Annotated in this window: 24 protein-coding genes; 8 read left to right on the top strand and 16 right to left on the bottom strand. The window is 62.7% G+C overall.

What is annotated here, in order from left to right:
• Window positions 1-264: 264 nt before the first annotated feature.
• The 15 genes from AKL28_RS18640 to AKL28_RS18570 form a co-directional block, all read right to left on the bottom strand.
• Window positions 265-1,398, bottom strand: a complete 1,134-nt coding sequence (locus tag AKL28_RS18640) for a J domain-containing protein (RefSeq protein WP_050469661.1) — start codon at window positions 1,396-1,398, stop codon at window positions 265-267.
• A 117-nt stretch (window positions 1,399-1,515) separates the two neighbouring features.
• Window positions 1,516-2,127, bottom strand: coding sequence for a HupE/UreJ family protein (locus tag AKL28_RS18635; RefSeq protein WP_050469660.1), 612 nt, complete (start codon window positions 2,125-2,127; stop codon window positions 1,516-1,518).
• A 56-nt stretch (window positions 2,128-2,183) separates the two neighbouring features.
• Window positions 2,184-2,816 carry an urease accessory protein UreG gene (gene ureG, locus AKL28_RS18630; protein ID WP_050469659.1) on the bottom strand — a complete coding sequence of 211 codons (633 nt, stop codon included), beginning with the start codon at window positions 2,814-2,816 and terminating at the stop codon, window positions 2,184-2,186.
• A 40-nt stretch (window positions 2,817-2,856) separates the two neighbouring features.
• Entirely contained in the window at window positions 2,857-3,537 is a 681-nt protein-coding gene (locus AKL28_RS18625) for an urease accessory protein UreF (RefSeq protein WP_050469658.1), read from the bottom strand.
• Between the two features lie 5 nt (window positions 3,538-3,542).
• Window positions 3,543-4,070 (bottom strand): urease accessory protein UreE, encoded by a 528-nt coding sequence (gene ureE, locus AKL28_RS18620; protein ID WP_050469657.1) that lies wholly within the window; start codon window positions 4,068-4,070, stop codon window positions 3,543-3,545.
• A gap of 5 nt (window positions 4,071-4,075) precedes the next feature.
• The gene (gene ureC / locus AKL28_RS18615) at window positions 4,076-5,776 is read right to left on the bottom strand and encodes an urease subunit alpha (protein WP_050469656.1); all 1,701 of its coding nucleotides are present in this window, start codon (window positions 5,774-5,776) and stop codon (window positions 4,076-4,078) included.
• Between the two features lie 4 nt (window positions 5,777-5,780).
• A complete protein-coding gene (locus tag AKL28_RS18610; protein ID WP_050469655.1) occupies window positions 5,781-6,101 on the bottom strand; it encodes an urease subunit beta in 321 nt (106 codons plus the stop codon).
• Between the two features lie 13 nt (window positions 6,102-6,114).
• On the bottom strand, window positions 6,115-6,417 hold the full coding sequence (locus tag AKL28_RS18605) for an urease subunit gamma (protein WP_050469654.1): 303 nt from the start codon (window positions 6,415-6,417) through the stop codon (window positions 6,115-6,117).
• Window positions 6,418-6,479: 62 nt separating this feature from the next.
• The gene (locus tag AKL28_RS18600) at window positions 6,480-7,403 is read right to left on the bottom strand and encodes an urease accessory protein UreD (protein WP_050469653.1); all 924 of its coding nucleotides are present in this window, start codon (window positions 7,401-7,403) and stop codon (window positions 6,480-6,482) included.
• 162 nt (window positions 7,404-7,565) lie between these two features.
• A complete protein-coding gene (urtE, locus tag AKL28_RS18595; RefSeq protein ID WP_050469652.1) occupies window positions 7,566-8,264 on the bottom strand; it encodes an urea ABC transporter ATP-binding subunit UrtE in 699 nt (232 codons plus the stop codon).
• Window positions 8,265-8,268: 4 nt separating this feature from the next.
• Window positions 8,269-9,147, bottom strand: coding sequence for an urea ABC transporter ATP-binding protein UrtD (urtD, locus tag AKL28_RS18590; RefSeq protein WP_050469651.1), 879 nt, complete (start codon window positions 9,145-9,147; stop codon window positions 8,269-8,271).
• Window positions 9,144-10,286 (bottom strand): urea ABC transporter permease subunit UrtC, encoded by a 1,143-nt coding sequence (urtC, locus tag AKL28_RS18585; RefSeq protein WP_050469650.1) that lies wholly within the window; start codon window positions 10,284-10,286, stop codon window positions 9,144-9,146. Before urtC ends, urtD begins: the two co-directional genes overlap by 4 nt.
• Window positions 10,283-11,899 (bottom strand): urea ABC transporter permease subunit UrtB, encoded by a 1,617-nt coding sequence (gene urtB, locus AKL28_RS18580; protein ID WP_050469649.1) that lies wholly within the window; start codon window positions 11,897-11,899, stop codon window positions 10,283-10,285. The genes urtC and urtB overlap by 4 nt, the downstream gene beginning before the upstream one ends.
• Window positions 11,900-12,073: 174 nt before the next feature.
• A complete protein-coding gene (urtA, locus tag AKL28_RS18575) occupies window positions 12,074-13,327 on the bottom strand; it encodes an urea ABC transporter substrate-binding protein (protein WP_050469648.1) in 1,254 nt (417 codons plus the stop codon).
• A gap of 385 nt (window positions 13,328-13,712) precedes the next feature.
• The gene (locus AKL28_RS18570) at window positions 13,713-14,540 is read right to left on the bottom strand and encodes a ferritin-like domain-containing protein (RefSeq protein WP_050469647.1); all 828 of its coding nucleotides are present in this window, start codon (window positions 14,538-14,540) and stop codon (window positions 13,713-13,715) included.
• A 254-nt stretch (window positions 14,541-14,794) separates the two neighbouring features.
• Between AKL28_RS18570 and AKL28_RS18565 the strand changes: the two genes are divergently transcribed.
• The 6 genes from AKL28_RS18565 to AKL28_RS18540 all read left to right on the top strand — a co-directional run bounded on the left by AKL28_RS18565 (window position 14,795) and on the right by AKL28_RS18540 (window position 21,827).
• Entirely contained in the window at window positions 14,795-16,033 is a 1,239-nt protein-coding gene (locus tag AKL28_RS18565) for a Bcr/CflA family multidrug efflux MFS transporter (RefSeq protein WP_050469646.1), read from the top strand.
• 52 nt (window positions 16,034-16,085) lie between these two features.
• Window positions 16,086-16,958: an EamA family transporter RarD gene (rarD, locus tag AKL28_RS18560; RefSeq protein ID WP_050469645.1), complete on the top strand. Its 873-nt coding sequence runs from the start codon at window positions 16,086-16,088 to the stop codon at window positions 16,956-16,958.
• A 34-nt stretch (window positions 16,959-16,992) separates the two neighbouring features.
• Window positions 16,993-18,660, top strand: a complete 1,668-nt coding sequence (gene ettA / locus AKL28_RS18555) for an energy-dependent translational throttle protein EttA (RefSeq protein WP_050469644.1) — start codon at window positions 16,993-16,995, stop codon at window positions 18,658-18,660.
• A 197-nt stretch (window positions 18,661-18,857) separates the two neighbouring features.
• Window positions 18,858-19,121 (top strand): hypothetical protein, encoded by a 264-nt coding sequence (locus AKL28_RS18550; protein WP_231602502.1) that lies wholly within the window; start codon window positions 18,858-18,860, stop codon window positions 19,119-19,121.
• Window positions 19,122-19,384: 263 nt separating this feature from the next.
• The gene (panS, locus tag AKL28_RS18545; RefSeq protein ID WP_050469642.1) at window positions 19,385-20,299 is read left to right on the top strand and encodes a ketopantoate/pantoate/pantothenate transporter PanS; all 915 of its coding nucleotides are present in this window, start codon (window positions 19,385-19,387) and stop codon (window positions 20,297-20,299) included.
• A gap of 238 nt (window positions 20,300-20,537) precedes the next feature.
• Complete coding sequence (locus AKL28_RS18540) at window positions 20,538-21,827, top strand: branched-chain amino acid ABC transporter substrate-binding protein (RefSeq protein WP_231602499.1); 1,290 nt, start codon at window positions 20,538-20,540, stop codon at window positions 21,825-21,827.
• 51 nt (window positions 21,828-21,878) lie between these two features.
• Here AKL28_RS18540 and AKL28_RS18535 read toward each other — a convergent pair whose 3' ends face one another.
• Window positions 21,879-23,519 (bottom strand): acyl-CoA synthetase, encoded by a 1,641-nt coding sequence (locus AKL28_RS18535; RefSeq protein WP_050469641.1) that lies wholly within the window; start codon window positions 23,517-23,519, stop codon window positions 21,879-21,881.
• Window positions 23,520-23,697: 178 nt separating this feature from the next.
• Here AKL28_RS18535 and AKL28_RS18530 point away from each other — a divergent pair, with 178 nt between their 5' ends.
• Window positions 23,698-24,372 carry a Crp/Fnr family transcriptional regulator gene (locus AKL28_RS18530; protein ID WP_050469640.1) on the top strand — a complete coding sequence of 225 codons (675 nt, stop codon included), beginning with the start codon at window positions 23,698-23,700 and terminating at the stop codon, window positions 24,370-24,372.
• Between the two features lie 82 nt (window positions 24,373-24,454).
• Window positions 24,455-25,120 (top strand): hypothetical protein, encoded by a 666-nt coding sequence (locus AKL28_RS18525; protein WP_050469639.1) that lies wholly within the window; start codon window positions 24,455-24,457, stop codon window positions 25,118-25,120.
• The last annotated feature ends 61 nt before the right edge of the window (window positions 25,121-25,181 follow it).

Raw genomic sequence — 25,181 nt, 5'->3', positions numbered from 1 at the left:
GATCTTTACTCAACATCCACAACTACCGGCCAAACTCGCCGGCACAACGGCCTCTCTCCTCGCCAGGGATACACGTAGCTCCCGCTACTCCTCCTCGGCAGCACTTCTTCTCCATCTCAACATCTCAACAGCCTATTTATCTAGGTGCTACCTCCAGCCACCCGCAATAAAAAAGCCGGCTGATGCCGGCTTTTTATCTCAGCGAAGTATTAATACTTCGCACAAATTCTTTGCTAGAGACGACTCAGCAAGAAAACAGCACCTTCAGCTATCCATTGTTGACGCTCTGATGTTCTTCTTCACATCCTTGAGCCAGCGCTTCAACACCTTAAGGTCGGAAAACTTTCCCAGGTTACCTTCCATTGCATCGACACTCACTCTCACCTCTTCCATTTCGGCATGCAGCGAAGCGATAAGGTTATCCGGCGTCAGTCTCCGGGAAGATGCCAGGCCATAGCTGTGAACAAATTGCGCTTCAGTCTGCCGGATCTCACCTTCAAGCACCGTCAGCTGATCCCGCAACAAGCTGTTGTATTGTCTGAGCCGATCATCGCCAATGTCATGCAATGCATCCCGATCGATCTGTTGAAGTTCGATTTGCAGTTCCAACAGGCGCAGAAGATCTTGCGCGGCATAGGCCTGGTTCAATGACTGCATGAGTTCGGTCTTGCGTACCCGCAGTTCGGCATCAGGTTCACGATCCGGATGCAAGGCGCTGGCCAGTTTGCGATAGATCTCTCGCAGCGGTTGGGTCAACTCAGCCTGCAATTTTTCTTTCCGTAACGGGGATTCCGTTGATGTTCCGGCCTTCTTGCGGCCAGCTTTCGAAGCCTTTTCATCTTTCCTTCGCGCTCGCGCTTCTTCTTTAGCCGCCTCCCTGGCTTCATGCTGCGCCAGCTTGGCGCGCGCTCGTCGCATCAGTTCTTCCCGCGAATTCAGATCAAGATCTTCACCAAGCGACTCGCCGAACATCTGTTCAAGCTCAGCTTTCATCTCTGCCACTTCAAGCGCCACTTCCTGGTCATAGTCGGAAGAACCATGCCGGTTGTAGATTACCTTGAGTTCAGCATCCAATGCGTCGCTATCAAACTCCTGCAGCAGCTTGAGAACCAATGCCGATATCGTCTGCCGCTCCGAAGAGCTGAGCTCCTCATGGTTTTCATGCGCATCCAGCTTCAGTATCAGCTCACGCGTGAGACGGCCGGCCGTCAGGCGCAGTGGAAGCAACTCCGCGATATAGGTCTTCTGAAACAAGCCGCTTACCTGCTCCCAGGCGGCAAGCTGCTCACGCTGCCTTCCGATCTGCCGGACCAGCGTATTGAATACTTCCTGCTCCGCCGACAAGATGGAACGTGACGATGCGCTAAGCGTGACAGCTTTAATAGATGAGGCAGTCATGTGGAACTAAACAAAACGATTTCCGGTGATGTGCATCCCCATTCCTGAGCGATTAACAAAGGGACGGAGTGACTGGCTGGCCGCACAAGGCGGCCGCCGTTCAAGACAAGCCGGGCCTCAAGCCGCCAGCAGATAAGCACCTACAGCGGCAATACCTGCACCGCCGATGCGCACAACGCGGTCGGCCATCTTCCGACCTGCCACTACGCCCACGATCAATCCGGCCGCATGCAGCAGTGCGGTGGCCAGGATGAAGCCGGCGCCATACATCGCGGCCATTGATCCGTGCGGCAGTTCAGTGCCGTGCGCATAGCCATGGAACAGCGCGAACAGCGACACCACCAGTGTGCTGCCCCACAGCGGCATGCGCACCGCGAAAGCGATCAGCAAGCCCAGTACTGCCACCGACGCGGCAATGCCGGTTTCCACTGCCGGCACGTTCAGGCCTGCGATCGCCAACAGTGCGCCTACCACCATCATCAGCGGGAAGGCCAGCGGCAGCACCCATAGCGCACGCCGCTTGTTCTGCGCGGCCCACAGGCCGACGGCCAGCATGGCCAGCAGATGGTCGATGCCTGAAAACGGATGCTCGAAGCCGCTCATGAAGCTGGCCGAGGCATTCATCACCGAATCAGGATGGCCGGGGTGCGCCGCAGCCGAACTGGCGGCCAGTGCCGCCACGGCCAGTACGCCCAGGCGAGTGCGGTTCTTGGTCGAAAGTGCAAACATGTTTTTCTCCTTGTGCAGATCTGAAATCGTTGGATGGGACGGCGCAGTGCGGCACGTCAGTTCTTCGGTTTGTTGTCCAGCAGGCCTTGCTTGCGGATGTAGTCGATCACCTTTTCCACGCCGTCGCCGCTGCGCAGGTTGGTAAACACGAACGGCCGGTCGCCGCGCATGCGCTTGGCATCGGCCGCCATGACATCCAGGTTTGCGCCCACGTAAGGCGCCAGGTCGGTCTTGTTGATGATCAGCAGATCCGAACGCGTAATGCCGGGGCCGCCCTTGCGCGGGATCTTCTCGCCGCCGGCCACATCGATCACGTAGATGGTCAGGTCCGACAGTTCCGGGCTGAAGGTGGCAGCCAGGTTGTCGCCGCCGGATTCCACCAGGATCAGGTCGAGGTCGGGGAAGTCGGCGCTCATGCGCGCGATCGCTTCCAGGTTGATGGAGGCATCTTCGCGGATCGCCGTGTGCGGGCAGCCGCCGGTCTCCACACCCATCAGGCGCTCGGCCGGCAGTGCATCGGCGCGCAGCAGGATCTCCATGTCTTCCTTGGTGTAAATGTCATTGGTGATGACGGCCATGTCGTAGTGGTCGCGCATGCGCTTGCACAGCATTTCGCACAGCGCCGTCTTGCCGGAGCCGACCGGGCCGCCGATGCCCACGCGCAGCGGATTGGAAGTAGGGTTGCTCATAGGTTCTGTCTCTTGGTGGTGTTGAATGTTCGGGTTAGCGTCAGGATCGGTAGATGCGGCTGTACTGCACCTCGTGCTGCATCGACAGCAGCGACAGGCCGGGCGACCAGTTCGACAGTTCGTCGTCCTGCAGCGCTTGCGCCGTGGCCGCCGCCTGTTCCAGTTCCGGGCGCAGCGCCAGCAGCATGCGCTGGCCGGCGACCTGGCCCAGCGGCACGGTCTTCACGCATGCCAGCACCTGGTTCTCGGCCCAGGAAAACAGCATGCCCAGCACCGCTTCGGCCGGCGGTACCTCCAGTGCCACGGCAGCGAACGCCAATGCAGTGGGCAGCGGTATCTCGGGTTGCGCCTGCAGGATCGCCAACAGATCCGCGTCGCCCAGCTTGAGGTCGGCGGCCAGCTTGCCCAGCGAATAGCCCATCTGGATTGTCTCGGCGCGGAATTCCGAGGTATCGCGCGCGGCCGTGAAGCGCTCGGTCCACAGCGCGACCGCTGCGGCGTCGCGTGCCTGGAAGGCTTGCATCAGACGCACGAAGACCGGCGCCTCGAAGCGCGCCACCACGTCATGCAAAGCCTGCGCGATCCAGGCACGGGCGTCGGCCTCGTTCTTCACGCTGCCGTTTTCGATGGCCGCTTCCAGGCCCTGCGAATAGCTGTATGCGCCAATCGGCAGCGACGGGCTGGACAGCTGCAGCAGGTGGAGCAGGGCGGTGGCTTGCATGGCGCTCAGGATTCCTTCGGATCGCTGGGACGATGGATTTTCTGGCGCAGCGGAATTGGCGCCAGCGGATTGTGGTGGTCATCGCCATAATGGTGATGGCCGCCGCCATAGGCGCCCGCTTCCGGTTCGAACGCGGCCTGCTCTTCGGACACGCGTGCTCCCAGGCCTTCCAGCATTTCCTTGAGCACCGGATCCTTGCGAATGCGCAGGAAACCGGCGCCGCCCTCATGGCCGATGTGCGCCTGCGTGTGGCGGTTGCCGAGATGGAAGGCGCAGCGCAGCAGCAGGTGCGCGTCGGCCACGTCGACGCGGTAGGTAGGTTCCAGCGCGGCGGTGATCTTCACCACGCGGCCATCGTCGCCGCGCAGCAAGTCACCGTCGCGCAGCACCGTGCCGCGCAGCGTGAACACCGCCACATCTTCGCCGGAAACCATGGTGGCGCGCAGGCGGCTCTTCTCGCGCTGGTCATAGGGCAGCACCAGCTCGCCGTCGATCTTGTCGGACTGTTCGATTTTTGTATTGAGTGTCAGCATAAGCATTAAAACAGGAAATAGCGTTGTGCCAGCGGCAGCGACTTGGCCGGTTCGCATACCAGCAACTCGCCGTCGGCGCGCACTTCATAGGTTTCGGAATCGACTTCCATCTTCGGCGTGGCGCCGTTGTGGATCATGTCGCTCTTGCGCAGGTTGCGCATGTTCTTGACTGCCACCACAGGCTTGTTCAGTTTCAACTGTTCGCCGATGCCGGCATTGAAAGCCGCTTGCGAGACGAAGGTCATCGAGGTCTTCAAGCCGCCGCCATAGGCGCCGAACATCATGCGGTAGTGCACCGGTTGCGGGGTCGGGATGGAGGCGTTGGGATCGCCCATCTGCGCCGCTGCGATCATGCCGCTCTTCAGGATCATCGATGGCTTGGCGCCGAAGAAGGCCGGTTTCCACAGCACGATGTCGGCGATCTTGCCGATCTCCAGCGAACCCACCACATGCGAGACGCCGTGCGTGATGGCCGGGTTGATGGTGTACTTGGCGATGTAGCGCTTGATGCGGAAGTTGTCGTTGCGCGACGGGTCTTCCTTCAGCGAACCGCGCTGCACCTTCATCTTGTGCGCGGTCTGCCAGGTGCGCATGATCACCTCGCCTACGCGGCCCATGGCCTGCGAGTCGGACGACATCATCGAGATAGCGCCGATGTCGTGCAGGATGTCTTCCGCCGCAATCGTCTCGCGCCGGATGCGCGACTCGGCAAAGGCGATGTCTTCGGCGATCGCTGGGTCGAGGTGGTGGCACACCATCAGCATGTCGAGGTGTTCGTCCAGCGTGTTGACGGTGAACGGACGAGTGGGGTTGGTGGAAGAGGGCAGCACATTGCCCTGGCCCACCGCCGCGATGATGTCGGGCGCGTGTCCGCCGCCCGCACCTTCGGTGTGGAAGGTGTGGATGGTGCGGTCCCTGAAGGCCGCCAGCGTGTGTTCCAGGAAGCCGCCTTCGTTCAGCGTATCGGTGTGGATCGCCACCTGGATATCCATGCGGTCGGCCACCGTCAGGCAGTTGTCGATGGCGGCCGGGGTCGAGCCCCAGTCCTCATGGAGTTTCAGGCCGATGGCGCCGGCGCGGATCTGCTCTTCCAGCGGCAGCGGCAGGCTGACGTTGCCCTTGCCCAAAAAGCCCAGGTTCATCGGGAAGGCATCGGCTGCGGCCAGCATCGAATGGATATGCCACGGCCCCGGCGTGCAGGTGGTGGCCGCAGTGCCGACTGCCGGGCCGGTACCGCCGCCGATCATGGTGGTCACGCCGCTCATCAGCGCTTCCTCGATCTGCTGCGGGCAGATGAAATGGATGTGGCTATCGATGCCGCCGGCGGTCACGATCATGCCTTCGCCGGCGATGATCTCGGTGGCGCCGCCGATGGCCATGGTCACGCCCGGCTGGATGTCCGGATTGCCGGCCTTGCCGATGCCGGCGATCTTGCCCGACTTGATGCCGATGTCGGCCTTGACGATGCCCCAGTGGTCGACGATGAGCGCATTGGTGATGACGGTATCCATCACGTCGGCGTGCGCGCGCTGCGACTGGCCCATGCCGTCGCGGATCACCTTGCCGCCGCCGAACTTCACTTCCTCGCCGTAGATCGTGTAGTCCTTCTCCACTTCCAGGAACAGCTCGGTATCGGCCAGGCGCACGCGGTCGCCCGTGGTGGGGCCGAACATCTCGGCATAGGCCGAACGGGAAATCTTGCTCATCGTCTTACCCTTTCCGTTTCTTGAGGCCGTCCATCACCAGCGCGTTGAAACCATATACGCGGCGGTCGCCCGCCAGCGCCACCAGCTCGACCGTGCGCTGCTGGCCCGGCTCGAAGCGCACCGCGGTGCCGGCGGCGATGTTCAGGCGCATGCCGTAGGCCGTATCGCGCTCGAACAGCAGCGCCGGGTTGGTTTCGTAGAAGTGGAAGTGCGAACCGACCTGGATCGGGCGGTCGCCGCTGTTGGCCACGGTGACGGTCGCGGTGGCGCGGCCGACATTGAGTTCGATGTCGCCGGGTTCGACCAGCATTTCGCCTGGGATCATGGCGTGCTCCTGTTCAGGGAATCGGATGGTGGACGGTCACCAGTTTGCTGCCGTCCGGGAAGGTGGCTTCCACCTGGATATCGGGGATCATTTCCGGCACGCCCTCCATGACGTCGGCGCGCGTGAGGATGGTGGTGCCTTCCGACATCAGTTCGGCCACGGTCTTGCCGTCGCGCGCACCTTCCATGATGGCGGCGGTGATCAGCGCCACCGATTCCGGATAGTTGAGCTTCAGCCCGCGCGCCTTGCGGCGTTCGGCCAGCAGGGCTGCGGTGAAGATCAGCAGCTTGTCTTTTTCCCTTGGTGTCAGTTCCATGTTGGCTCCCGGCCGGCTTGCGGCCTTCAGGTTCTACGAATGTTCAGGATTGGTTTGTCAGGTCAGGTATTCCAGATGCGCGGTATGGCCGCATCACGCTGCATGAGCGGCGGGCGCAGCACATGCCACGCCGCGTGCAGCCATTGCCGCGCCACCTGGCTGGACTGCCCCATGTAGCGCGCCACCAGCACCTGCTTCATCAGCGTGGCGCCGCTGCGGCCTTCCAGCGCCAGCGCGCCGATGGTTTCGCGCAACTTGCCCAGCAAGGCATTGTCCATGCCATCGCCCACGGCGATCAGGGTGGCGCACACGGTCTGCGCATCCAGCGCCAGCGGGCTGTGCATGGCGCCGGCTTCGGCTTGCAGCTTGCCTTGTTCGAACCACACCAGCTTGCCGCCGCGGCGGATGCCGGTGCGCTGGCCGACGCTGCCGCTGTTGAAACTTTCGCCGGAGGCGGTGCGGCCGAAGCACAGGATCTCGGCGCCGAGATAAGCGGCATCTGCGGCCAGGTCGACCTCATGTTCCATGCGCACGTCGGCGGCGTCGAAGAAGATGGTTTCCTGCGGCAACCATTCCAGCGTCGCCCCGGCGCCGGCCCGCAGCGATACCGTCTGGCGCGAGATACCGCCATTGGCGCGATACCACTTGCCGGCGCCCGGTGTGGTCAGCAGCGCATGGGCGCCATCGCCAACCTCGGCCGCGATCGCCAGCTGGTCGCCGCCGACGATGCCGCCGGGCGGGTGCACGATGATGGCATGGCACACCGAAGGCGCTTCGGGATACAGCGGCTTTTGCACCCGCAGCGGGCCGAAATGCTCGCGCCGCGTCAGGCGCGTGGTGCCGGCGTCATCGGTGAATCCGAGCAGTAGGCGGGCGTGGTCCGGCGCGTGCTTTTTTTCAGCGTGCGCACCGGTTCCTCCTGCCGTGGCGACGGGAAGTTGCGGGGGCGTGCTGGCGGCGTCGGCTTGGCCGGGGATGCGTTTCATACAGGGACAACAATTCTGGAGTTCGGAACGGGCGGTAACGCCGCGCGCCGGGAAGTTGAACGCTCCCTGCGCGCACGGCATGAAGATGCGTTGTTATAGCAGACCTGCCGCAAAAACGCATGCCTTGCCAAAGCGGCATGCACAGTGGCAGGGCCGCCGGCTTTACACCGCCAGGTGTTTCTTGACGTTCTCGTCATCCATCTGGTCTTGCGTGCCGGCCGCCACGACTTCGCCGCGCGACATCACCACAAAGGTGTCGGCCAGCTCGCGCGCGAAATCGAAATACTGCTCGCACAGCAAAATGCCGATATCGCCGCGCTGGCGCAGCAGGCTGATGACGCGGCCGATATCCTTGATGATCGAGGGCTGGATGCCTTCGGTCGGTTCATCCAGGATGATCAGCTTGGGTTCGGCCAGCAAGGCGCGGGCGATCGCCAGCTGCTGCTGCTGGCCGCCGGAAAGGTCGCCGCCGCGCCGGTGCAGCATTTCCTTCAACACCGGGAACAGCTCGTAGACCTCGCCCTTGATCACCGAAGCCTTGCGGCCCGACTTGGTGGCCATGCCCATCAGCATGTTTTCTTCCACCGTCAGGCGCGCGAAGATCTCGCGGCCCTGCGGCACGTAGGCGATGCCAAGCTTGGCGCGCTGGTGCGGCTTGAGCCGGGTGATGTCGTGGCCTTCGAACGCGACGTTGCCCGCCGCCACCGGCAGCACGCCCATCAGGCATTTGAGCAGCGTGGTCTTGCCCACGCCGTTGCGCCCCAGCAGCGACAGGCACTTGCCCTTTTCGACATTGAGCGACACGCCGCGCAGCGTGTGCGCGGCGCCGTAGTACTGGTTGAGTTGGTTGACTTGCAGCATAGTGTTAACGCCCCAGATAGACTTCGATCACGCGCTCGTTGGACTGTACCTGCTGCATGTTGCCCTCGGCCAGTACCGAGCCTTCATGCAGCACCGTGACCTTGCCGCCCTGCGCGATCTCCTCGACGAAACCCATGTCGTGTTCCACCACCATGATCGAATGCTTGCCGCGCAGCTCGTTCAGCAGTTCGGCGGTGCGCACCGTCTCGGCGTCCGACATGCCGGCCACCGGCTCGTCCAGCAGCAGCAGTTGCGGTTCCTGCATCAGCAGCATGCCGATCTCCAGCCATTGCTTCTGGCCATGCGAGAGCAGGCCGGCCAGGCGGTTCTCCTGGCCGTTCAGGCGGATCAGTTTCAGGATCTCCTCGATCTTGCCGATCTGTTCCGACGACAGGCGCGCGAACAGCGTGGTCTTGACGCGCTTGTCCATCTTCATCGCCAGTTCCAGGTTCTCGAACACCGTGTGCTGTTCGAACACCGTGGGGCGCTGGAACTTGCGGCCGATGCCGGCGTGCGCGATCTCGTACTCGGTCATCCGGGTCAGGTCGATGGTCTGGCCGAAGAAGGCGGTGCCGGCAGTCGGCCGCGTCTTGCCGGTGATCACGTCCATCATGGTGGTCTTGCCGGCGCCGTTGGGGCCGATGATGCAGCGCAGTTCGCCCACCGAGATGTCGAGGTTGAGGTTGTTGATGGCGCGGAAACCGTCGAACACGACCGAGATGTTTTCCAGATAGAGGATCGCGCCGTGGCTGGTGTCCACGCCCTCGGGTTTGATGCGTTCGTAGGATGCGCCGTGGTCGGCGTGCGGCGTGTCGACGTTGCCGCCCAGGCCGCCGATGCCGGCCGGGGCGCTGGGCGCCTTGCCCGGTTCGATTGCGCTCATGCTGCCTCCTTGGTCGCGGGCTCGCCTTCGGCGGCAGGCGAGGATTGCGCGTCGCGCTTTTTCAGTTTCTGGATCAGGCCGACGATGCCCTGCGGCAGGAACAGCGTGACCAGGATGAAGATCAGGCCCAGCGCATACAGCCACAGGTCGGGGAAGGCCGCAGTGAACCAGCTCTTCAAGCCATTGACGGTGAACGCGCCGATGATCGGCCCCAGCAGCGTGCCGCGGCCGCCCACCGCCGCCCAGATCACCATCTCGATCGAGTTGGCCGGCGACATTTCCGACGGATTGATGATGCCCACCTGCGGCACGTAGAGGGCGCCAGCGATGCCGCAGATCACGGCCGACAGCGTCCACACGAACAGCTTGAACCACAGCGGGTTGTAGCCGATGAACATCAGGCGCGACTCGGAATCGCGTACGCCCTGCAACACTCGGCCCAGCTTGGACGTGACGATCATGCGGCACACGAACAGCGCGCCGAACAACAGCACCAGCGTCACCAGATAGATCGCCGCCTTGGTGCCCGGTGCGGTGATGGTGAAGCCGAGGATGCGCTTGAAGTCGGTGAAGCCATTGTTGCCGCCGAAGCCGGTGTCGTTGCGGAAGAACAGCAGCATGAAGGCGAAGGTCATCGCCTGCGTGATGATGGAGAAGTACACGCCCTTGATGCGCGAACGGAAGGCGAAGTAGCCGAACACGAACGCCAGCAGGCCCGGCACCAGCACCACCAGCAGCATGGCGAACCAGAAGTGCTCGGTCATCCACCAGTACCAGGGATAGGCCTTCCAGTTGAGGAACACCATGAAATCCGGCAGGTTGCTCTGGTACACGCCGTCGCGGCCGATGGCGCGCATCAGGTACATGCCGTGCGCATAGCCGCCCAGCGCGAAGAACACGCCGTGGCCCAGCGACAGGATGCCGGTATAGCCCCACACCAGATCCAGCGCCAGCGCCGCCATGGCATAGCACATGAACTTGCCGACCAGGGCGATGGTGTAGCTCGACACATGCAGCGCGCTGCCGTCGGGGAAGGCCAGGTTGCAGATCGGCAGCAGCGCGAGGATCACGGTGCAGACGACGATGCCGGTCCAGGCGGGCTTCGAAAATAAAGAGGGCCGCATGATCATGGTGTTCATTCCACGCTCCTTCCCTTGAGTGCGAAGAGGCCTTGCGGACGCTTCTGGATGAAGACGATGATGAACACCAGGATGGCGATCTTGGCCAGCACAGCACCCGCCACCGGCTCCAGGAACTTGTTCACTTCACCGAGGCCGAATGCCGCGATCACGGTACCGGCCAACTGGCCGACGCCGCCCAGCACCACCACCATGAAGGAGTCGACGATATAGCCCTGGCCAAGGTCGGGGCCGACGTTGCCCAGCTGCGAGAGCGCCACGCCGCCCAGTCCCGCAATGCCGCAGCCGAGGCCGAATGTCATCATGTCGATCTTGCCGGTGGACACGCCCACGCAGGAGGCCATGCGGCGGTTCTGCGTCACGGCGCGCACGAACAGGCCGAGACGCGTCTTGTTCAGGATCAGCCACACCGCGAACACCACGAACAGCGCGAAGAACACGATCACGATGCGGTTATAGGACAGCACCAGCGAACCCAGCACGGTGACGCCGCCCGACATCCAGCTCGGGTTGGCGACCTCGACGTTCTGCGCGCCGAAGATGGAGCGCACGCCCTGCATCAGCATCAGGCTGATGCCCCAGGTGCACAGCAGGGTTTCCAGCGGGCGGCCGTAGAGCCAACGGATCACCAGACGTTCCAGCGCGATGCCGACCGCGCCGGCGACGATGAAGGCCGCCGGCAGCGCCACCACGAGATAAGCGTCGATGGCACCGGGGAAATATTTGCGGAACACCAGCTGGCACACATAGGTGGTGTAGGCGCCGATCATCAGCAGCTCGCCGTGCGCCATGTTGATGATGCCCATCAGTCCGAAGGTGATGGCCAGGCCCAGCGCCGCCAGCAGCAGCACGCTGCCCAGCGAGATACCGTAGAACAGCTTGCCGGCGAAATCGACGATGGACAGGTGACGGTCCAGCGCCGCCAGCGTGCGCACGGCTTCCACCCGCACGCCTTCGTCAGGCTCGATGTAGCTGCCGTCGGGATTCCTGGCCAGCATCTGTTGCAGCGCGGGTTTGAGCGAAGCGTTAGTGGTGTCGCCCAGGGTTTTCACCGCGGCGCGCCGGGTGGCCGGATCGGGCGCATGCAGATTGGCGGTGGCCTGCACTTGCTGCAGCACGTCCTTGATCTGCGGGTCGGTTTCCTTGGCGAGCGCTTTTTCGATCAGCGACAGTTGCGCCGGATCGGCATTCTTGAGCAAGTCGGCGGCCGCCGCCAGACGGGTGTTGCGATCCTGGGACAGCAGTTTCAGGCCCGACATCGCACCTTCGACCACGCCGCGCAGGCGGTTGTTGACGGTGATGCCTTCGGCGTCATCCGGCGCCGGGCCGGTCTGGTCGGTGGCCGGATTGAAGGCGTTGCCGGCATCGTCGACGATCAGCACGTCGCCGGCCGGCGTGGCGTACAGCGCGTCGCTGTTCAAGGCATTGAGGATCTTCACCGCATCGTCATTGGCGAGCGCGGCGATCTTGTTGACCGCCTCGATGCGCGCATCGGGATCGTCTCCTCCCAGCGGCTTCAACAGCGCCGGGTCGATCGCCGCACTGGCGGAAAACGCATGCGCGCAAAGCCATAGCGCGAGCAAGGCGCGTAAGAACGGAATGGCTGTTTTCATTGTGATTGTGTGCCGTATCCCGAGCGCATGGTCGGACCTTGGGCAAGATGCCGGACGGCTGGCGCAGCGGGTTCTGGCTGTTGTGTCGTGGTGGGTGTTGCAACCCTTCGCGGCGGGCGGCGAGTACACCGCCATGCCGCGAAGGCTGGCCGGCATGCGCCGGCCACCAGGGCATTACATCTTCTGCTTGTCTTCGTTACCCGGGATGTACGGGCTCCAGGGCTGGGCACGAATCGTGGTCTTGGTCTTGTTGACCACGTTGAACTGGCCGTCGGCCTTGATTTCACCGATCATCACGGGCTTGTGCAGGTGATGGTTGGTCTTGTCCATTTCCAGCGTGTAGCCGGACGGCGCCTTGAAGGTCTGGCCGGCCATCGCTGCGATCACCTTGTCGGTATCGGTCGACTTGGCTTTTTCGACGGCCTGCTTCCACATGTAGATGCCGACGTAAGTCGCTTCCATCGGATCGTTGGTCACGACGGTATCGGCGTTGGGCAGACCCTTGGCCTTGGCATAGGCTTTCCACTTCTTGATGAAGGCGGCATTGACTGGGTTCTTCACCGATTCGAAGTAGTTCCAGGCCGCCAGGTGGCCGACCAGCGGCTTGGTGTCCACGCCGCGCAGTTCTTCTTCACCCACCGAGAATGCCACCACCGGCACGTCGGTCGCCTTCAGGCCGGCGTTGCCTAGTTCCTTGTAGAACGGCACGTTGGAGTCGCCGTTGATGGTCGAGATCACCGCGGTCTTGCCGCCGGCCGCAAACTTCTTGATGTTGGCGACGATGGTCTGGTAATCGGAGTGGCCGAACGGGGTGTAGACCTCGTCGATATCGGAATCCTTCACGCCCTTGCTGTGCAGGAAGGCGCGCAGGATCTTGTTGGTGGTGCGCGGGTACACATAGTCGGTGCCCAGCAGCACGAAGCGCTTGGCGCCACCGCCTTCTTTCGACATCAGGTATTCGGTGGCCGGGATCGCTTGCTGGTTCGGTGCGGCGCCGGTGTAGAACACGTTCTTCTCCAGCTCTTCGCCTTCATACTGCACCGGGTAGAACAGCAGGCTGTTCAATTCCTTGAACACCGGCAGTACCGACTTGCGCGAGACCGAGGTCCAGCAGCCGAACACTACCGACACCTTGTCCTGCGAGATCAACTGGCGGGCCTTTTCGGCGAACAGCGGCCAGTTGGACGCCGGGTCGACGATCACCGGTTCCAGCTTCTTGCCGTTGACGCCGCCGGCGGCGTTGATTTCATCGATGGTCATCAGCGCCACGTCCTTGAGCGAGGTTTCCGAGATCGCCATGGTGCCGGAGAGGGAGTGCAGGATGCCGACCTTGATGGTGTCCGCGGCGAAGGCGGACGGAAGCCAGGACGATGCGGCCAGTGCGAATGCGCCAAGTGCAGTTGCTTTCAGTACGGTACGACGTGACATGGTTGCTCCCTCAGAGAATAGAGTTGGAAGAGTTTTTCTGACTGCCTTGTCGCTTTAGCAGAATGCGTGCCAATGATGGGGAGCGGGTGGCCGCATGCATCAAAGCGGGGCGTGGGAGGGCGAGGGAGGGGCAACGATGTTGCCAATGCGCGTAAATTTCCGCACCAAATGCGGGACATTTTGTCGACAAGGCAAGGGCCTGACTGTCGGTTTCACCAAGCTGGCGCTGGCGTGTGCGCGAAGTTGGGGCGCGTGGCGGATCGGGGGCTTGTTGCCATGCAGGCGCCTGCTGCGTTCGGCCTGGGGTATCCGACAGGGGGATAAGCGAACCGGCACGGCGTGCAACAATCTTCACGCCATGCCGGTTTTGCGGGAGGAAGGTAGTTCAGCGCAGCAGCACGTGCTGCATGAACTGGCGGATCGGGAATTCGATCATGTTCTGCACCATGACAGGCAGTTCCAGCGGCCGCATGATCATCTTGATCGTCGTTTCCGGCTTCAGGTTGATGCGTACCGTACGGCTCATCTGGGATGTCAGTTCCTTCAGGCGCGCCGGGTCGGCGGCCAGGTCCGGGCGATGCACTTTCACCACGTGGCGGATGGCGCAATCGGCGTCTTCGTTCTTCAGTTCCAGCGTGCGCCGGCCGAGCGTGCCGAGCACACGCGAACGGCCGATTTTTTCCAGGGTGCGGTAGCGCCGGAAGTATTGGTAGAAGTGCTTGTAATGGTTCACTTCATCGTTGGCGATAAGGCCGGCCAGTTGTTTCAATACCGGTTCGTCGGTAGCGCGCGCCAGCGCCCGGTAGTAAGTCGCGGTGCCGGTCTCGACCACGCAGCGGGCGGCCAGCTCCTGCGCACGGGTGGGCTCCAGCAGTTCCACCTTGCAATATTGCGAATACTCATCAAGAAAGCTCTGGTAGGCGCGTTCCCAGTCGAACTCCGGCCACACGTATGCGACATAGGCGCGCAGCGCGGCGCCGTGTTGCAGTTCCTCGCGCTCCCATTGTTCGCGCAGCCAGCTTTCCACCTCGTCATCGCCGCGGTAATACTCGACCAGATTATGGGTATAGAGGTCGGAGCCGCTTTCGATGAAGGAAGCGCAGGCCACGAGGTAGAACAAATTCTCGTCCTTGCGTACGTGCGCGGTGTCGATGCGTGCGAAGTCGATGTCTTCAACGGCCCAGTGTTTTTTTTCTTCGTGGCGTGCGGTCATCTGCTTTTCCTCGGCGTGGTTGGCATGAAGGTATGATGCTGCAAGGTATCTTTGGTTCAGGGAATGGCCGTTGCCTTGCGTTTCTTTGCATGCCGGCCACGCATTCCGGCCGGTTGTCAGGCCGGTTGTCAGGCCGATGTCAGCGAGCCGCAGGCCGTGGCCGGTCGCCCCTTGCCTGAAGGAAAATGGCTGAGGATTTATAATGGCAGGCTCACTCCACCGGCCATCTGTGCGGCCGTCTTACCGAATTCCTCATGCCCGCCAAAGAAACCTCGCAAGATACATCGCTCTCGACGGGCAAATTTCCCCCATGGCTGGCGGTGCTTGCGGGCCTGACTGCGATGGGCGCGCTGGCCATCGATATGTACTTGCCCAGTTTCACCGCCATTGCCAGAGATCTCAACGTCGACACCAATCTGGTCCAGCTCACGCTGGCCACGTTCCTGGTCGGCCTGGCGCTGGGCCAGATGTTCTACGGTCCGCTGTCCGACCGCTTCGGCCGCAAGCCGCCGCTGTTCTTCGGCATCACGCTGTACTTCATCTGTTCGCTGCTGTGCGTCTTCGCGCAAAACATTGAGACGTTGATCCTGCTGCGCTTCTTCCAGGGCCTGGGCGGCAGCGCCGGCATGGTGATCCCGCGCGCGATGGTGCGCGACCGCATGGGCGCAGAAGGTTCGGCCAAGGCCTTCTCGATGCTGATGCTGGTGTTCGGCCTGGCGCCCATCCTGGCGCCGTTCATCGGCGGCATCATGCTAGTGGTGGCGAGCTGGCGCGGCATCTTCGTGGTGCTGACCATCTTCGGCCTGCTGTGCCTGGTCGGCACCCGCAAATACCTGACCGAGACCGTCGACGTGCATCGGGCCGAACCGTTGCACCTGGGCCGCACGCTGCGCCAGTACTGGGGACTGCTGCGCCACAAGCAATTCATGGCCTATGTGCTGTGCGGCGGCCTGGTGCAGGCCGGCATGTTTGCCTACATCTCCGGCGGCCCGTTCGTCATCATCGAGCTGCACGGCATCAAGCCGCAGTACTTCGGCTTCGTCTTCGCTTCCAATGCCATCGGCCTGATCGCTGCCTCGCAGGTCAATGCGCGCCTGGTGATGAAACGCTCGGCCGAGCGCGTGCTGGGCCGCGTGCTGTGGCTGCCGGCCGGTTTGTCGCTGTTCGTGGCGCTGATGGTGGCAGCCGGCCTGGAGAGCCTGCCGCTGCTGCTGGTCGGCTTCTTCGGCTTCCTTACCTCCTATGGTTTCACCGGCCCTAACGCAACGGCCATCGCCTTGAAGCACCAGGGCCGCCAGGCCGGCACCGCGGCGGCATTGATGGGGACGCTGCAGTTCGGCATGGGCGTGTTGTCGGGTGTGGTGATGAGTTTCTGGCATGACGGCACCGCCTTGCCGCTGGTGTCGGTCATGGCTGTTTGCGGCATATCGGCGTTCCTGCTGTATCACCTGGTCGCCAAGCACGAGACCTCGGTGGCGGCGCCGGCGCATTGAGCATCGTCACGGATAAGACAAAACGACCTAACTATAAGATTCCTGTTCCGCGATGCTCTACGCCATTTCCAGTTTCCTGCTGTGGGGGCTGTTCCCGCTTTACTTCAAGATGCTCAAGGAGATTCCCTCCTTCGATATCGTCATCCATCGCCTGTTCTGGTCCTTCATCTTTCTCACCGGCGTGCTGGTGTGGCGCCGCCAGTGGGCGTGGCTGAAACAGGCGGCGCAACAGCCGCGCGTGCTGCTGGGTTTCCTGTTCTCGGCGCTGCTGCTGTCGGGCAACTGGACCTTGTATGTCTGGGCGGTCAACGCCGGGCGCATCGTCGACACCAGCCTGGGCTATTTCATGAGCCCGCTGGTGAGCGTCTTGCTGGGCTACCTGATCCTGAAGGAACGCATGCGGCCGTTGCAGTGGCTGGCAGTGGTGCTGGCGCTGGGGGCGGTGCTGTGGCTGACCATCGCCAACGGCAGCCTGCCGTGGATCGGCCTGATCATCGCGGCGACCTTCGGGCTCTATGGCTTGCTGCGCAAGACCGCGCAACTGGGCGCGCTGGAAGGCTTGTCGCTGGAGACGCTGATGCTGCTGCCGCTGGTACTGGCCATCCTCGGCATCGATACCTGGCGCGGCAGCAACAGTTTCCTCAACGCCTCGCTGGGGGCGCAGGCCTTGCTGGTGCTGTCGGGGCCGGTGACGGCGGTGCCGCTGCTATTGTTCGCCCGGGCAGCGCGCCGCATTCCACTGTCGCTGTTGGGTTTGTTGCAATACATTTCGCCTACCATCCAGTTGCTGACCGGCGTGCTGATTTACGACGAGCCCTTCGCGGGCGATCGCGCGATCGGTTTTAGCGTGATCTGGCTGGCGCTCGCGGTATACTCCGCGGAAGGCTTGTGGCGCTTCTGGCGCACCCGTGCGCAAACTGCCTAGCACACCCATCATTTCTTTCTTTGGCATCGTAAACATGGCTCAATACGTATTCACTATGAACCGCGTCGGCAAGATCGTGCCGCCGAAGCGGCAGATCCTGAAGGACATCTCGCTGTCCTTCTTCCCCGGTGCCAAGATCGGCGTGCTGGGCCTGAACGGCTCCGGCAAGTCGACCCTGCTCAAGATCATGGCCGGCATCGACAAGGAGATCGAAGGCGAAGCGATCCCGATGCCCAATCTCAACATCGGCTACCTGCCGCAGGAACCGCAGCTGGATGCCGAGAAGACCGTGCGCCAGGAAGTCGAGAGCGCGCTGGGCGAAGTGTTCGAAGCCCAGGCCAAGCTGGATGCCGTCTACGCCGCCTATGCCGAGGAAGACGCCGATTTCGACGCGCTGGCCACCGAGCAGGCGCGCCTGGAGGCGATCATCGCCGCCGCCGACGGCAACAGCCTGAACCAGCAGCTGGAAATGGCCGCCGACGCGTTGCGCCTGCCGCCGTGGGATGCCAAGGTCGGTGTGCTGTCGGGTGGTGAAAAGCGCCGCGTGGCGCTGTGCAAGCTGCTGCTGTCCAAGCCCGACATGCTGTTGCTGGACGAGCCTACCAACCACCTGGACGCCGAATCGGTGGACTGGCTGGAGCAGTTCCTGCAACGCTTCCCCGGCACCGTCGTCGCCATCACCCACGATCGCTACTTCCTCGACAACGCCGCCGAGTGGATCCTGGAACTGGACCGCGGCCACGGCATTCCATGGAAGGGCAATTATTCGTCCTGGCTGGAGCAGAAAGAAGCGCGCCTGAAGCAGGAAGAGTCCAGCGAATCGGCACGCCAGAAAACCATCGCCAAGGAACTGGAATGGGTGCGCCAGAATCCGAAGGGCCGCCAGGCCAAGAGCAAGGCGCGCCTGGCCCGCTTCAACGAACTCTCCGAACACGAATACCAGAAGCGCAACGAGACCCAGGAAATCTTCATTCCAGTGGCCGAGCGCCTGGGCAATGAAGTCATCGAGTTCAAGAATGTCAGCAAGGGCTATGGCGATCGTTTGCTGATCGATAACCTCAACTTCAAGATCCCGGCCGGCGCGATTGTCGGCATCATCGGCCCCAACGGCGCCGGTAAATCGACCTTGTTCCGCATGCTGGCGGGCCGCGAACAGCCGGACAGCGGCGAACTGGTGCTCGGCCCTACCGTCAAGATTTCGCTGGTCGACCAGTCGCGCGAAGATCTGGAAAACAAGAAGACCGTGTTTGAAGACGTCGCCGGCGGCGCCGATATCCTGACCGTGGGCCGTTTCGAAATGCCATCGCGCGCCTATCTGGGCCGCTTCAACTTCAAGGGCGGCGACCAGCAGAAGATCGTCGGCAACCTGTCCGGCGGCGAACGCGGCCGCCTGCACCTGGCCAAGACCCTGCTGCAGGGTGGCAACGTGCTGCTGCTGGATGAACCGTCCAACGACCTCGACGTGGAAACCCTGCGCGCGCTGGAAGACGCGTTGCTGGAATTCGCCGGCACCGTGCTGGTGATCTCCCACGATCGCTGGTTCCTGGACCGTATCGCCACGCACATCATCGCGTTCGAAGGCGATTCGCAAGTCAGCTTCTTCGACGGCAACTATCAGGAGTACGAGGCGGACAAGAAGAAGCGCCTGGGCGAGGAAGCCGCCAAGCCCAAGCGCATCCGCTACAAGCCGGTGACGCGCTGATCCTGCTTTTGTGTTGATGAAACGCCGCTGATGTTCAGCGGCGTTTTTTTACGCCGTCATTTCCGCACGCATGATGCAGTACTGCCGATGTAAAGAGTTGTAGGGACACATGACGCCATCACCGCACGTCGCTAACATCGTCGCAAGATAAGAGCACCATGGGAGCGGCAATGAATCAGCGATATGGGATGGCGTGCATGATGGCAGCGCCACTGCTATTGGCGGCGTGCGCCTCGTCCGGACCCGTGACGCAACTGGACAAGGACACCTACATGCTCACCGCCAGCTCGCGCTGGCACGGCAATGATGGCGTGGCCATCCTGGGGTTGCAGCAGGCCGATACCTATTGCAAGAACCTCGGCGGGCGCATGCGCGTGGTCGGCAGCGAACGCTCCGAGGGTGTGGTCGGTTTCCTGCCGCCCAAGGCGCTGATCACGTTCAAGTGTGACAAGGTTTCCTGAGAATCAACGCCAAACGATTCCGTCCGGCGTGTTGCTGCCTCGGCAAGCAATCCCCGGCGCCGGCAGGATTTTCCGTGCGCGGGTAAAATCACGCCCTTGCGCCCACAAGGCGCCATAACGAGAAGAGGCCGCCACCGCATCGGGTGCGAGCCGAACCCACCTGTCTGTTGTCCGCGCAACCCGCGATCATTCTTATCACTACACGCGCCTCCCATGCCTTTTCACGAAGGACAGGGACAGTACTTACTCATCCGGATTCAATCATGCTTGCAACCATTACCCGCCTGTTCCCAGTGTGGGCGCTGCTGCTTTCTGCCGCAGCCTATTTCACCCCGCCGACCTTTACGCCGATCGGCAAATACGTCACCCAGCTGCTGACCCTGATCATGCTGACCATGGGCGTGACGCTGACGGTCGACGACTTCAAGCGCATCATCAAACGTCCGGCGCCAGTGGCCGCCGGCATCGTCCTGCATTACCTGGTCATGCCGCTGGCAGCGTGGGTCATCGCTAAGGTGCTGCGCATGCCGCCCGACCTCACCGCCGGCATGGTGCTGGTGGGCAGTGTCGCTTCCGGCACCGCTTCCAACGTGATGATCTATCTCTCGCGCGGCGACGTCGCACTGTCGGTCACCATTTCCACGCTGTCGGCGCTGGTATCGGTATTCGCCACGCCGATGCTGACCGAGCTGTATGTGGATGCATCGATCCACTTCGACGCACATGCGATGCTGATGTCCATCGTGCAGATCGTGGTGGTGCCGATTGTGGTCGGCCTGGTGCTCAATATCTTCGCCGGCGGCTTCATCCGCCGTATCGAACCTTACCTGTCGCTGGTGTCGATGGTGGCGATCCTGCTGATCATCGCGGCCGTGGTGGCCGGCAGCCAGGCCAGCATCGCTTCGGTCGGCCTGGTGGTGCTGGTAGGCGTGATCCTGCATAACGGCCTGGGTTTGCTGGGCGGTTATTGGGGCGGCCGTTTGCTGGGCTTCGACGAGGCCGTCTGCCGCACGCTGGCCATCGAGGTCGGCATGCAGAACTCCGGCCTGGCGGCGGCGCTGGGCAAGCTGTATTTCACGCCGGTGGCGGCGTTGCCGGGCGCATTGTTCTCGGTCTGGCACAACCTGTCGGGTTCGCTGCTGGCCGGCTACTGGCGCGGACGTCCTCCGCGCGATTGAGCGGTTGTCTTATTTTGGTCGCCCGTGTCGTGGGCTGACGTTGCAAAAACGGAGCTTCGGCTCCGTTTTTGTTTTCTGATGGCAATGTTTTTTTCGATCCAGTTCGATATTTTCAAAATATTTTTGCAAGGCGTATTCTTGCTGTTACCCAACGGCTACCTTTCTTGCTTTTCAGGTCGGTCCGCCACCCATCCCAAACTGCCAGGTGTGTGCTGTCGACCGGGTTTCGGAGATGTACATGTTCCGCGTTTATTCTTCCGCCAAGCGCATCGCATTCGTTGTGCTCGCCTTCCTGTTACCGTTGCCAGGCCTGGCTGCAGCGGATGCCGATGGCCAGGAGAAGACCGTGCTGATCGGATTTTCCGGAGCCTTGAGCGGCGTATCGGAGACCTTCGGCAAAAGCATGGCCAATGCCGCCGACATGGCGCTGGGCGAGATCAACCGCCAGCAAATCAGGATCGGCAACCAGCGCGTCTTTTTCCGCCTGCTGCGCCAGGATGACCGCAACGATCCCGAGACCGCGGTGGCGGTTGCCAGGCAATTGCTGCAGGCCGGCGTGGTGGCGGTGATCGGCACGTCCAACTCCACCACCACGCAAGCCGTTGCCAAGATCTATTCCGATGCCGGCGTGCCGATGATCACACCGGCGGCGAGTGCGGCTTTGTTGAGTGAGCAGGGCAGCACCGGTTTTTTCCGCATGGTCGGGCGCGACGACCATGCCGCTGCTTACCTGGTCGACTATGTCATGCGGAGCATGAACGTGCGCCGTCTCGGGGTGGTGGATAACGGCTCCATGTTTGGCGTTGGCCTTGCTGCCAGCGTCATCGAGCATGCAGGCCTGGCGGACGGGCTCAAGATCGTCGCGCATGAACGCGTCAGCTATACCAGCGACTTGCGGCAGATGATCCGCAATATGAAGCAGCGCGGCGCCGACGCATTGTTCTTCGGCGGCTATAGTGCACAGGCGGTATTGCTGGCCCAGCTCATCCAGCAGGAAGGCGGCGGCATGCGCCTCTTGCTGGCGTCCAGCGGCGTGGCTGGGGCCACTTACCTGATCGCCGCACGCTCGGCGGCCAACGGCGTGGTGGCGGTTGAATCCGGCATGCCGACCCAGGACATGCAAGGCTGGCAGCGTTTCGAGGAAGAGTACCACCAGCGTTTCGGCCTCAATATCTACGGCACGACGCCGTTCGCCTACGATGCCGCGCAGGTGGTGGTGGCGGCGATGCGCCAGGCCAACAGCACCAACCCGCGCACGCTGATCGGCACGCTGCACAAGATCGTCTTCAAGGGATTGACGGGCGTGGTGGCTTTTGAGCCGGATGGCGATCCGCGCACCCCCATCTTCACGGTCTACGAGGGGCAGGGGCAGCGCTGGATTCCGTTGAAGACGTATGAAGGCTACCCGGCCGTTATCGCCAAAAGGCCGGTGAAAGCAACGGAGGCGCCTGCCGCCAATCCCGGCCACAAAAAGCCCTACAATGCCGGTGCCGCATCAGATACGCTGGTCCCCTCGCCGCGCCATTGAGCGGAAGAACATGAAAAAGAGGGATCTCCCGTGCATTGCCCTCGCATCGCTTCAGACGTCGATGGCGCTGTCGGACTTCATGCGCTTGCGCAGTTCGAATTTCTGGATCTTGCCGGTGGAAGTCTTGGGCAGCGGGCCGAAGTAGATCGCCTTGGGTACCTTGAAGCCGGCCAGGTGGACCTTGCAGAAATCGATCAGGGCTTGCGCGTCGACTTGCGCGTCGTCCTTCAGCTCGACGAAGGCGCATGGCGTCTCGCCCCATTTCTCGTCCGGCTGCGCCACCACCGCCGCAGCCAGCACCGCCGGATGGCGGTACAGCACATCTTCCACCTCGACGCTGGAAATGTTCTCGCCGCCGGAGATGATGATGTCCTTGCTGCGATCCTTGATCTTGATGTAGCCGTCGGGATTGATCACGCCGAGGTCGCCGGTATGGAACCAGCCGCCGGCGAAGGCTTCCTGCGTGGCCTTGTCGTTCTTCAGGTAACCCTTCATGCAGATGTTGCCGCGAAACATGATCTCGCCGATTTCCTCGCCATCGGCCTTCACCGCTTCCATGGTCTCGGGCGACAGCACGGTCACGCCTGACTGCAGGTGGTAGCGCACGCCCTGGCGCGACTTCAGCACCGCACGTTCATCCACCGTCTTGCCGGCCCAGTCGTCCTGCTCGGCGCACACCGCCGCCGGGCCGTAGACTTCGGTCAGGCCATACACGTGCGCCAGGTCGAACTGCATGGCTTCCATCTTCGCCAGCACCGCGGCCGGCGGCGGCGCGCCCGCGACCATGCCGCGCACCGGGCCGCGGATGCCGTCGCGCCAGCTCTCGGGTGCGTTGGCCAGCGCGGCATGCACGATGGGCGCGGCGCAGTAGTGGCTGATGCCATGTTCGCGGATCAGGTCGAACACCAGCTTGGGCTCGAACTTGCGCAGGCACACGTTCACGCCCGCGCGCGCGGCTACCGTCCAGGGGAAGCACCAGCCGTTGCAGTGGAACATGGGCAGCGTCCACAGGTAGACCGGATGCTTGGGCATGTCCCATTCGAGGATATTGGAAATCGCATTGATGGCCGCGCCGCGATGGTGATAGACCACGCCTTTGGGATCGCCCGTGGTGCCCGAGGTGTAGTTCAGCGCGATCGCATCCCATTCGTCGGCCGGCAATTGCCAGGCGAAATTTTCATCGCCGCCGGCCAGCAGGGTCTCGTATTCGTAGTCGCCGAAGCGTTCGCCGGCCACCGGCGGCGGACCCAGTTCGTCATAGACTTCTACGATATTCAGCGCCGGCAATTGTTCCTTGAGCTGGTACGCCATCGCGGCGAATTCGCTGTCGATCAGCAGCACTCTGGCTTCGCCATGGCGCAGCATGAAGGCGATCGATTCGATGTCGAGCCGGATGTTGAGCGCGTTCAACACCGCGCCCGTCATCGGCACGCCGAAGTGGGCTTCCACCATGGCCGGCGTGTTGGGCAGCATCACCGCCACGGTGTCGTTCTTGCCCACGCCGAGCTTGTGCAAGGCGCTGGCCAGGCGACGCGTGCGGCGGTAGGTCTCGTCCCAGTTCTGGCGCAGCTTGCCGTGCGCGATAGCCAGGCGCTGCCCATATACCTCGGCGGTGCGCGCGATGAAATCGAGGGGAGTGAGTGCCGCATGATTGGCGGCGTTACGGCCGAGGCCGGTATCGAAATCTGCCATGGTGCTTGTCTCCTGATGGTGCGTTTTGCATTGTTCGTATGCCTGCCGTTCCATCTCTTTTTATGGATGTGCGGCTGCTGGCGAGCAGGGTAGCATCGACGGCGTTTGCGCTTTGTCATCAAGGCGACAGGGCGCTCGTGCGACAATCATTGCATATCGACAGGCAACGGCATCGGGGATGGAGCAACAATTATCGCAGCATGACTGGTTCTGTGCGCTGTCCGGCGAACACCGCAGGCTGGCGGCGGCGAGCGCCCAGCTGGTGCGCTTTGCGGCCGACTCGTTTATCGCCCGGCGTGGCGAAGCCTCCGGGTATTGGATTGGTGTGCAAGAGGGCCTGATCAAGCTCGCGGTCTACAGCGTGGATGGGCGCAGCAGCACGCTGTCCGGCGTGCCCGAAGGAGGCTGGTGCGGCGAGGGCAGCGTGATCAAGCGCGAGGCGCGCCGCTACGACGTGATTGCGGTACGCGCCTCGCAAATCATGCTGGTGCCTGCCGACACTTTCCACCGCCTGATGGCGGAGAGCCTGCCGTTCAACTCCTTCGTGATCCGCCAACTGAACGAGCGCATGGGCCAGTTCATCGCCACCGTGCAGAACGAGCGCTTGCTTAGCGTCGACGCGCGCGTGGCCCAAGCGATCGCCCAACTGTTCCATCCGATGCTGTATCCGCGCACCTCGCCCGTGCTGGAACTGTCGCAGGAAGAGATCGGCCTGCTGACGGGCTTGTCGCGCCAGCGCGTTAACCAGGCCATGCGGAAGCTGGCCGGGCAGGGGTTGGTGGAGATTTCCTACCAGAGCATCCGCGTGGTCGACCTCGACGGCTTGCGCGCGTTCGGCATGGCTTCGTTATGAGCCGTATCATGGTCGCTGCAATGACAGTCTGTTGCTGCTTGCTCGCTTAATATTCATCACCGATATTCCGCTTCCAACGCTCATGGCCATCGTCACCCACCACGCTTTGCTGCTGCGCGAACTGCGCTTCGCCGCGCCCGCGCGCGTGAAAATGTGGAAGGGTGCGGCCACGCTCAAGAGCGGCGGCGTGGCGATCGAGCTGCGAGAAGGGGAGAGTTTTACCGTGCCGCCTTTCGTGCGTTTCTCCTGCCTCGCACACCCGCGCCTGGCGCCGGGCAAGACGCGCCCCGCGGTATGGTCGCTGGCGCTGGAGGCGCACGCCAGCCCCGAGATGGAGCGTGCCGCCGACGCCAGCAAGCCGTGGGCGCGCAAACTGGCCGCAGCCATCTTCGACAACCCCGCCGCCGACTGGCGTGCTGCGCGCGTGGCCGGCATGTGGCAAGTCACGCCGGCGCGTTTGCGCTCCTTCCTGTTTGCCGAAGGCGAATCCTTGCGTGCACTGGTGCGTGAGCAGCGCGTGGCGAAGGTGCTGGCGCAACTGGCATGCATGGACGATGCCGGCGGCGGCTTCGCCGAAGCCGGGTTTGCTTCGGCGGCAAGCATGGAACAGGCTTGCCAGGATGTCATCGGGCTGCCGCCGGAGATTGCCCAGCGCGCCATCTCGCTGCTGAGTTCGGCGTCGCCCCAGCCGGCGGCCGGGCACCATGGCGATGCCTTGCGCCGCCCGCGCTACCGTCCCTATTTCTGAATCCTGCCGCAGCGGCTGCCGCCGGTAGCGCCAAGTTTGCTACCATCTGCGTTTCCTCTTC

The organism is Herbaspirillum chlorophenolicum (genome assembly GCF_001189955.1).
GTDB classification, from domain to species: Bacteria; Pseudomonadota; Gammaproteobacteria; order Burkholderiales; family Burkholderiaceae_D; genus Herbaspirillum; species Herbaspirillum chlorophenolicum.
Note: the sequence above shows the minus strand (reverse complement) of the source record. Positions and strands in the feature narration are given on the sequence as shown.

Coding starts and splice junctions, on each gene's coding strand:
- ureE (WP_050469657.1), bottom strand. CDS start 4,070: ATGCTGACACTCAATACAAAAATCGAACAGTCCGACAAGATCGACGGC.
- ettA (WP_050469644.1), top strand. CDS start 16,993: ATGGCTCAATACGTATTCACTATGAACCGCGTCGGCAAGATCGTGCCG.
- AKL28_RS18600 (WP_050469653.1), bottom strand. CDS start 7,403: ATGAAACGCATCCCCGGCCAAGCCGACGCCGCCAGCACGCCCCCGCAA.
- AKL28_RS18550 (WP_231602502.1), top strand. CDS start 18,858: ATGATGGCAGCGCCACTGCTATTGGCGGCGTGCGCCTCGTCCGGACCC.
- urtD (WP_050469651.1), bottom strand. CDS start 9,147: ATGAGCGCAATCGAACCGGGCAAGGCGCCCAGCGCCCCGGCCGGCATC.
- AKL28_RS18625 (WP_050469658.1), bottom strand. CDS start 3,537: ATGCAAGCCACCGCCCTGCTCCACCTGCTGCAGCTGTCCAGCCCGTCG.
- ureC (WP_050469656.1), bottom strand. CDS start 5,776: ATGAGCAAGATTTCCCGTTCGGCCTATGCCGAGATGTTCGGCCCCACC.
- AKL28_RS18635 (WP_050469660.1), bottom strand. CDS start 2,127: ATGTTTGCACTTTCGACCAAGAACCGCACTCGCCTGGGCGTACTGGCC.
- AKL28_RS18540 (WP_231602499.1), top strand. CDS start 20,538: ATGTTCCGCGTTTATTCTTCCGCCAAGCGCATCGCATTCGTTGTGCTC.
- urtB (WP_050469649.1), bottom strand. CDS start 11,899: ATGAAAACAGCCATTCCGTTCTTACGCGCCTTGCTCGCGCTATGGCTT.
- ureG (WP_050469659.1), bottom strand. CDS start 2,816: ATGAGCAACCCTACTTCCAATCCGCTGCGCGTGGGCATCGGCGGCCCG.
- urtC (WP_050469650.1), bottom strand. CDS start 10,286: ATGAACACCATGATCATGCGGCCCTCTTTATTTTCGAAGCCCGCCTGG.
- urtA (WP_050469648.1), bottom strand. CDS start 13,327: ATGTCACGTCGTACCGTACTGAAAGCAACTGCACTTGGCGCATTCGCA.
- rarD (WP_050469645.1), top strand. CDS start 16,086: ATGCTCTACGCCATTTCCAGTTTCCTGCTGTGGGGGCTGTTCCCGCTT.
- AKL28_RS18535 (WP_050469641.1), bottom strand. CDS start 23,519: ATGGCAGATTTCGATACCGGCCTCGGCCGTAACGCCGCCAATCATGCG.
- AKL28_RS18605 (WP_050469654.1), bottom strand. CDS start 6,417: ATGGAACTGACACCAAGGGAAAAAGACAAGCTGCTGATCTTCACCGCA.
- AKL28_RS18530 (WP_050469640.1), top strand. CDS start 23,698: ATGGAGCAACAATTATCGCAGCATGACTGGTTCTGTGCGCTGTCCGGC.
- AKL28_RS18525 (WP_050469639.1), top strand. CDS start 24,455: ATGGCCATCGTCACCCACCACGCTTTGCTGCTGCGCGAACTGCGCTTC.
- urtE (WP_050469652.1), bottom strand. CDS start 8,264: ATGCTGCAAGTCAACCAACTCAACCAGTACTACGGCGCCGCGCACACG.
- AKL28_RS18610 (WP_050469655.1), bottom strand. CDS start 6,101: ATGATCCCAGGCGAAATGCTGGTCGAACCCGGCGACATCGAACTCAAT.
- AKL28_RS18570 (WP_050469647.1), bottom strand. CDS start 14,540: ATGACCGCACGCCACGAAGAAAAAAAACACTGGGCCGTTGAAGACATC.
- panS (WP_050469642.1), top strand. CDS start 19,385: ATGCTTGCAACCATTACCCGCCTGTTCCCAGTGTGGGCGCTGCTGCTT.
- AKL28_RS18640 (WP_050469661.1), bottom strand. CDS start 1,398: ATGACTGCCTCATCTATTAAAGCTGTCACGCTTAGCGCATCGTCACGT.
- AKL28_RS18565 (WP_050469646.1), top strand. CDS start 14,795: ATGCCCGCCAAAGAAACCTCGCAAGATACATCGCTCTCGACGGGCAAA.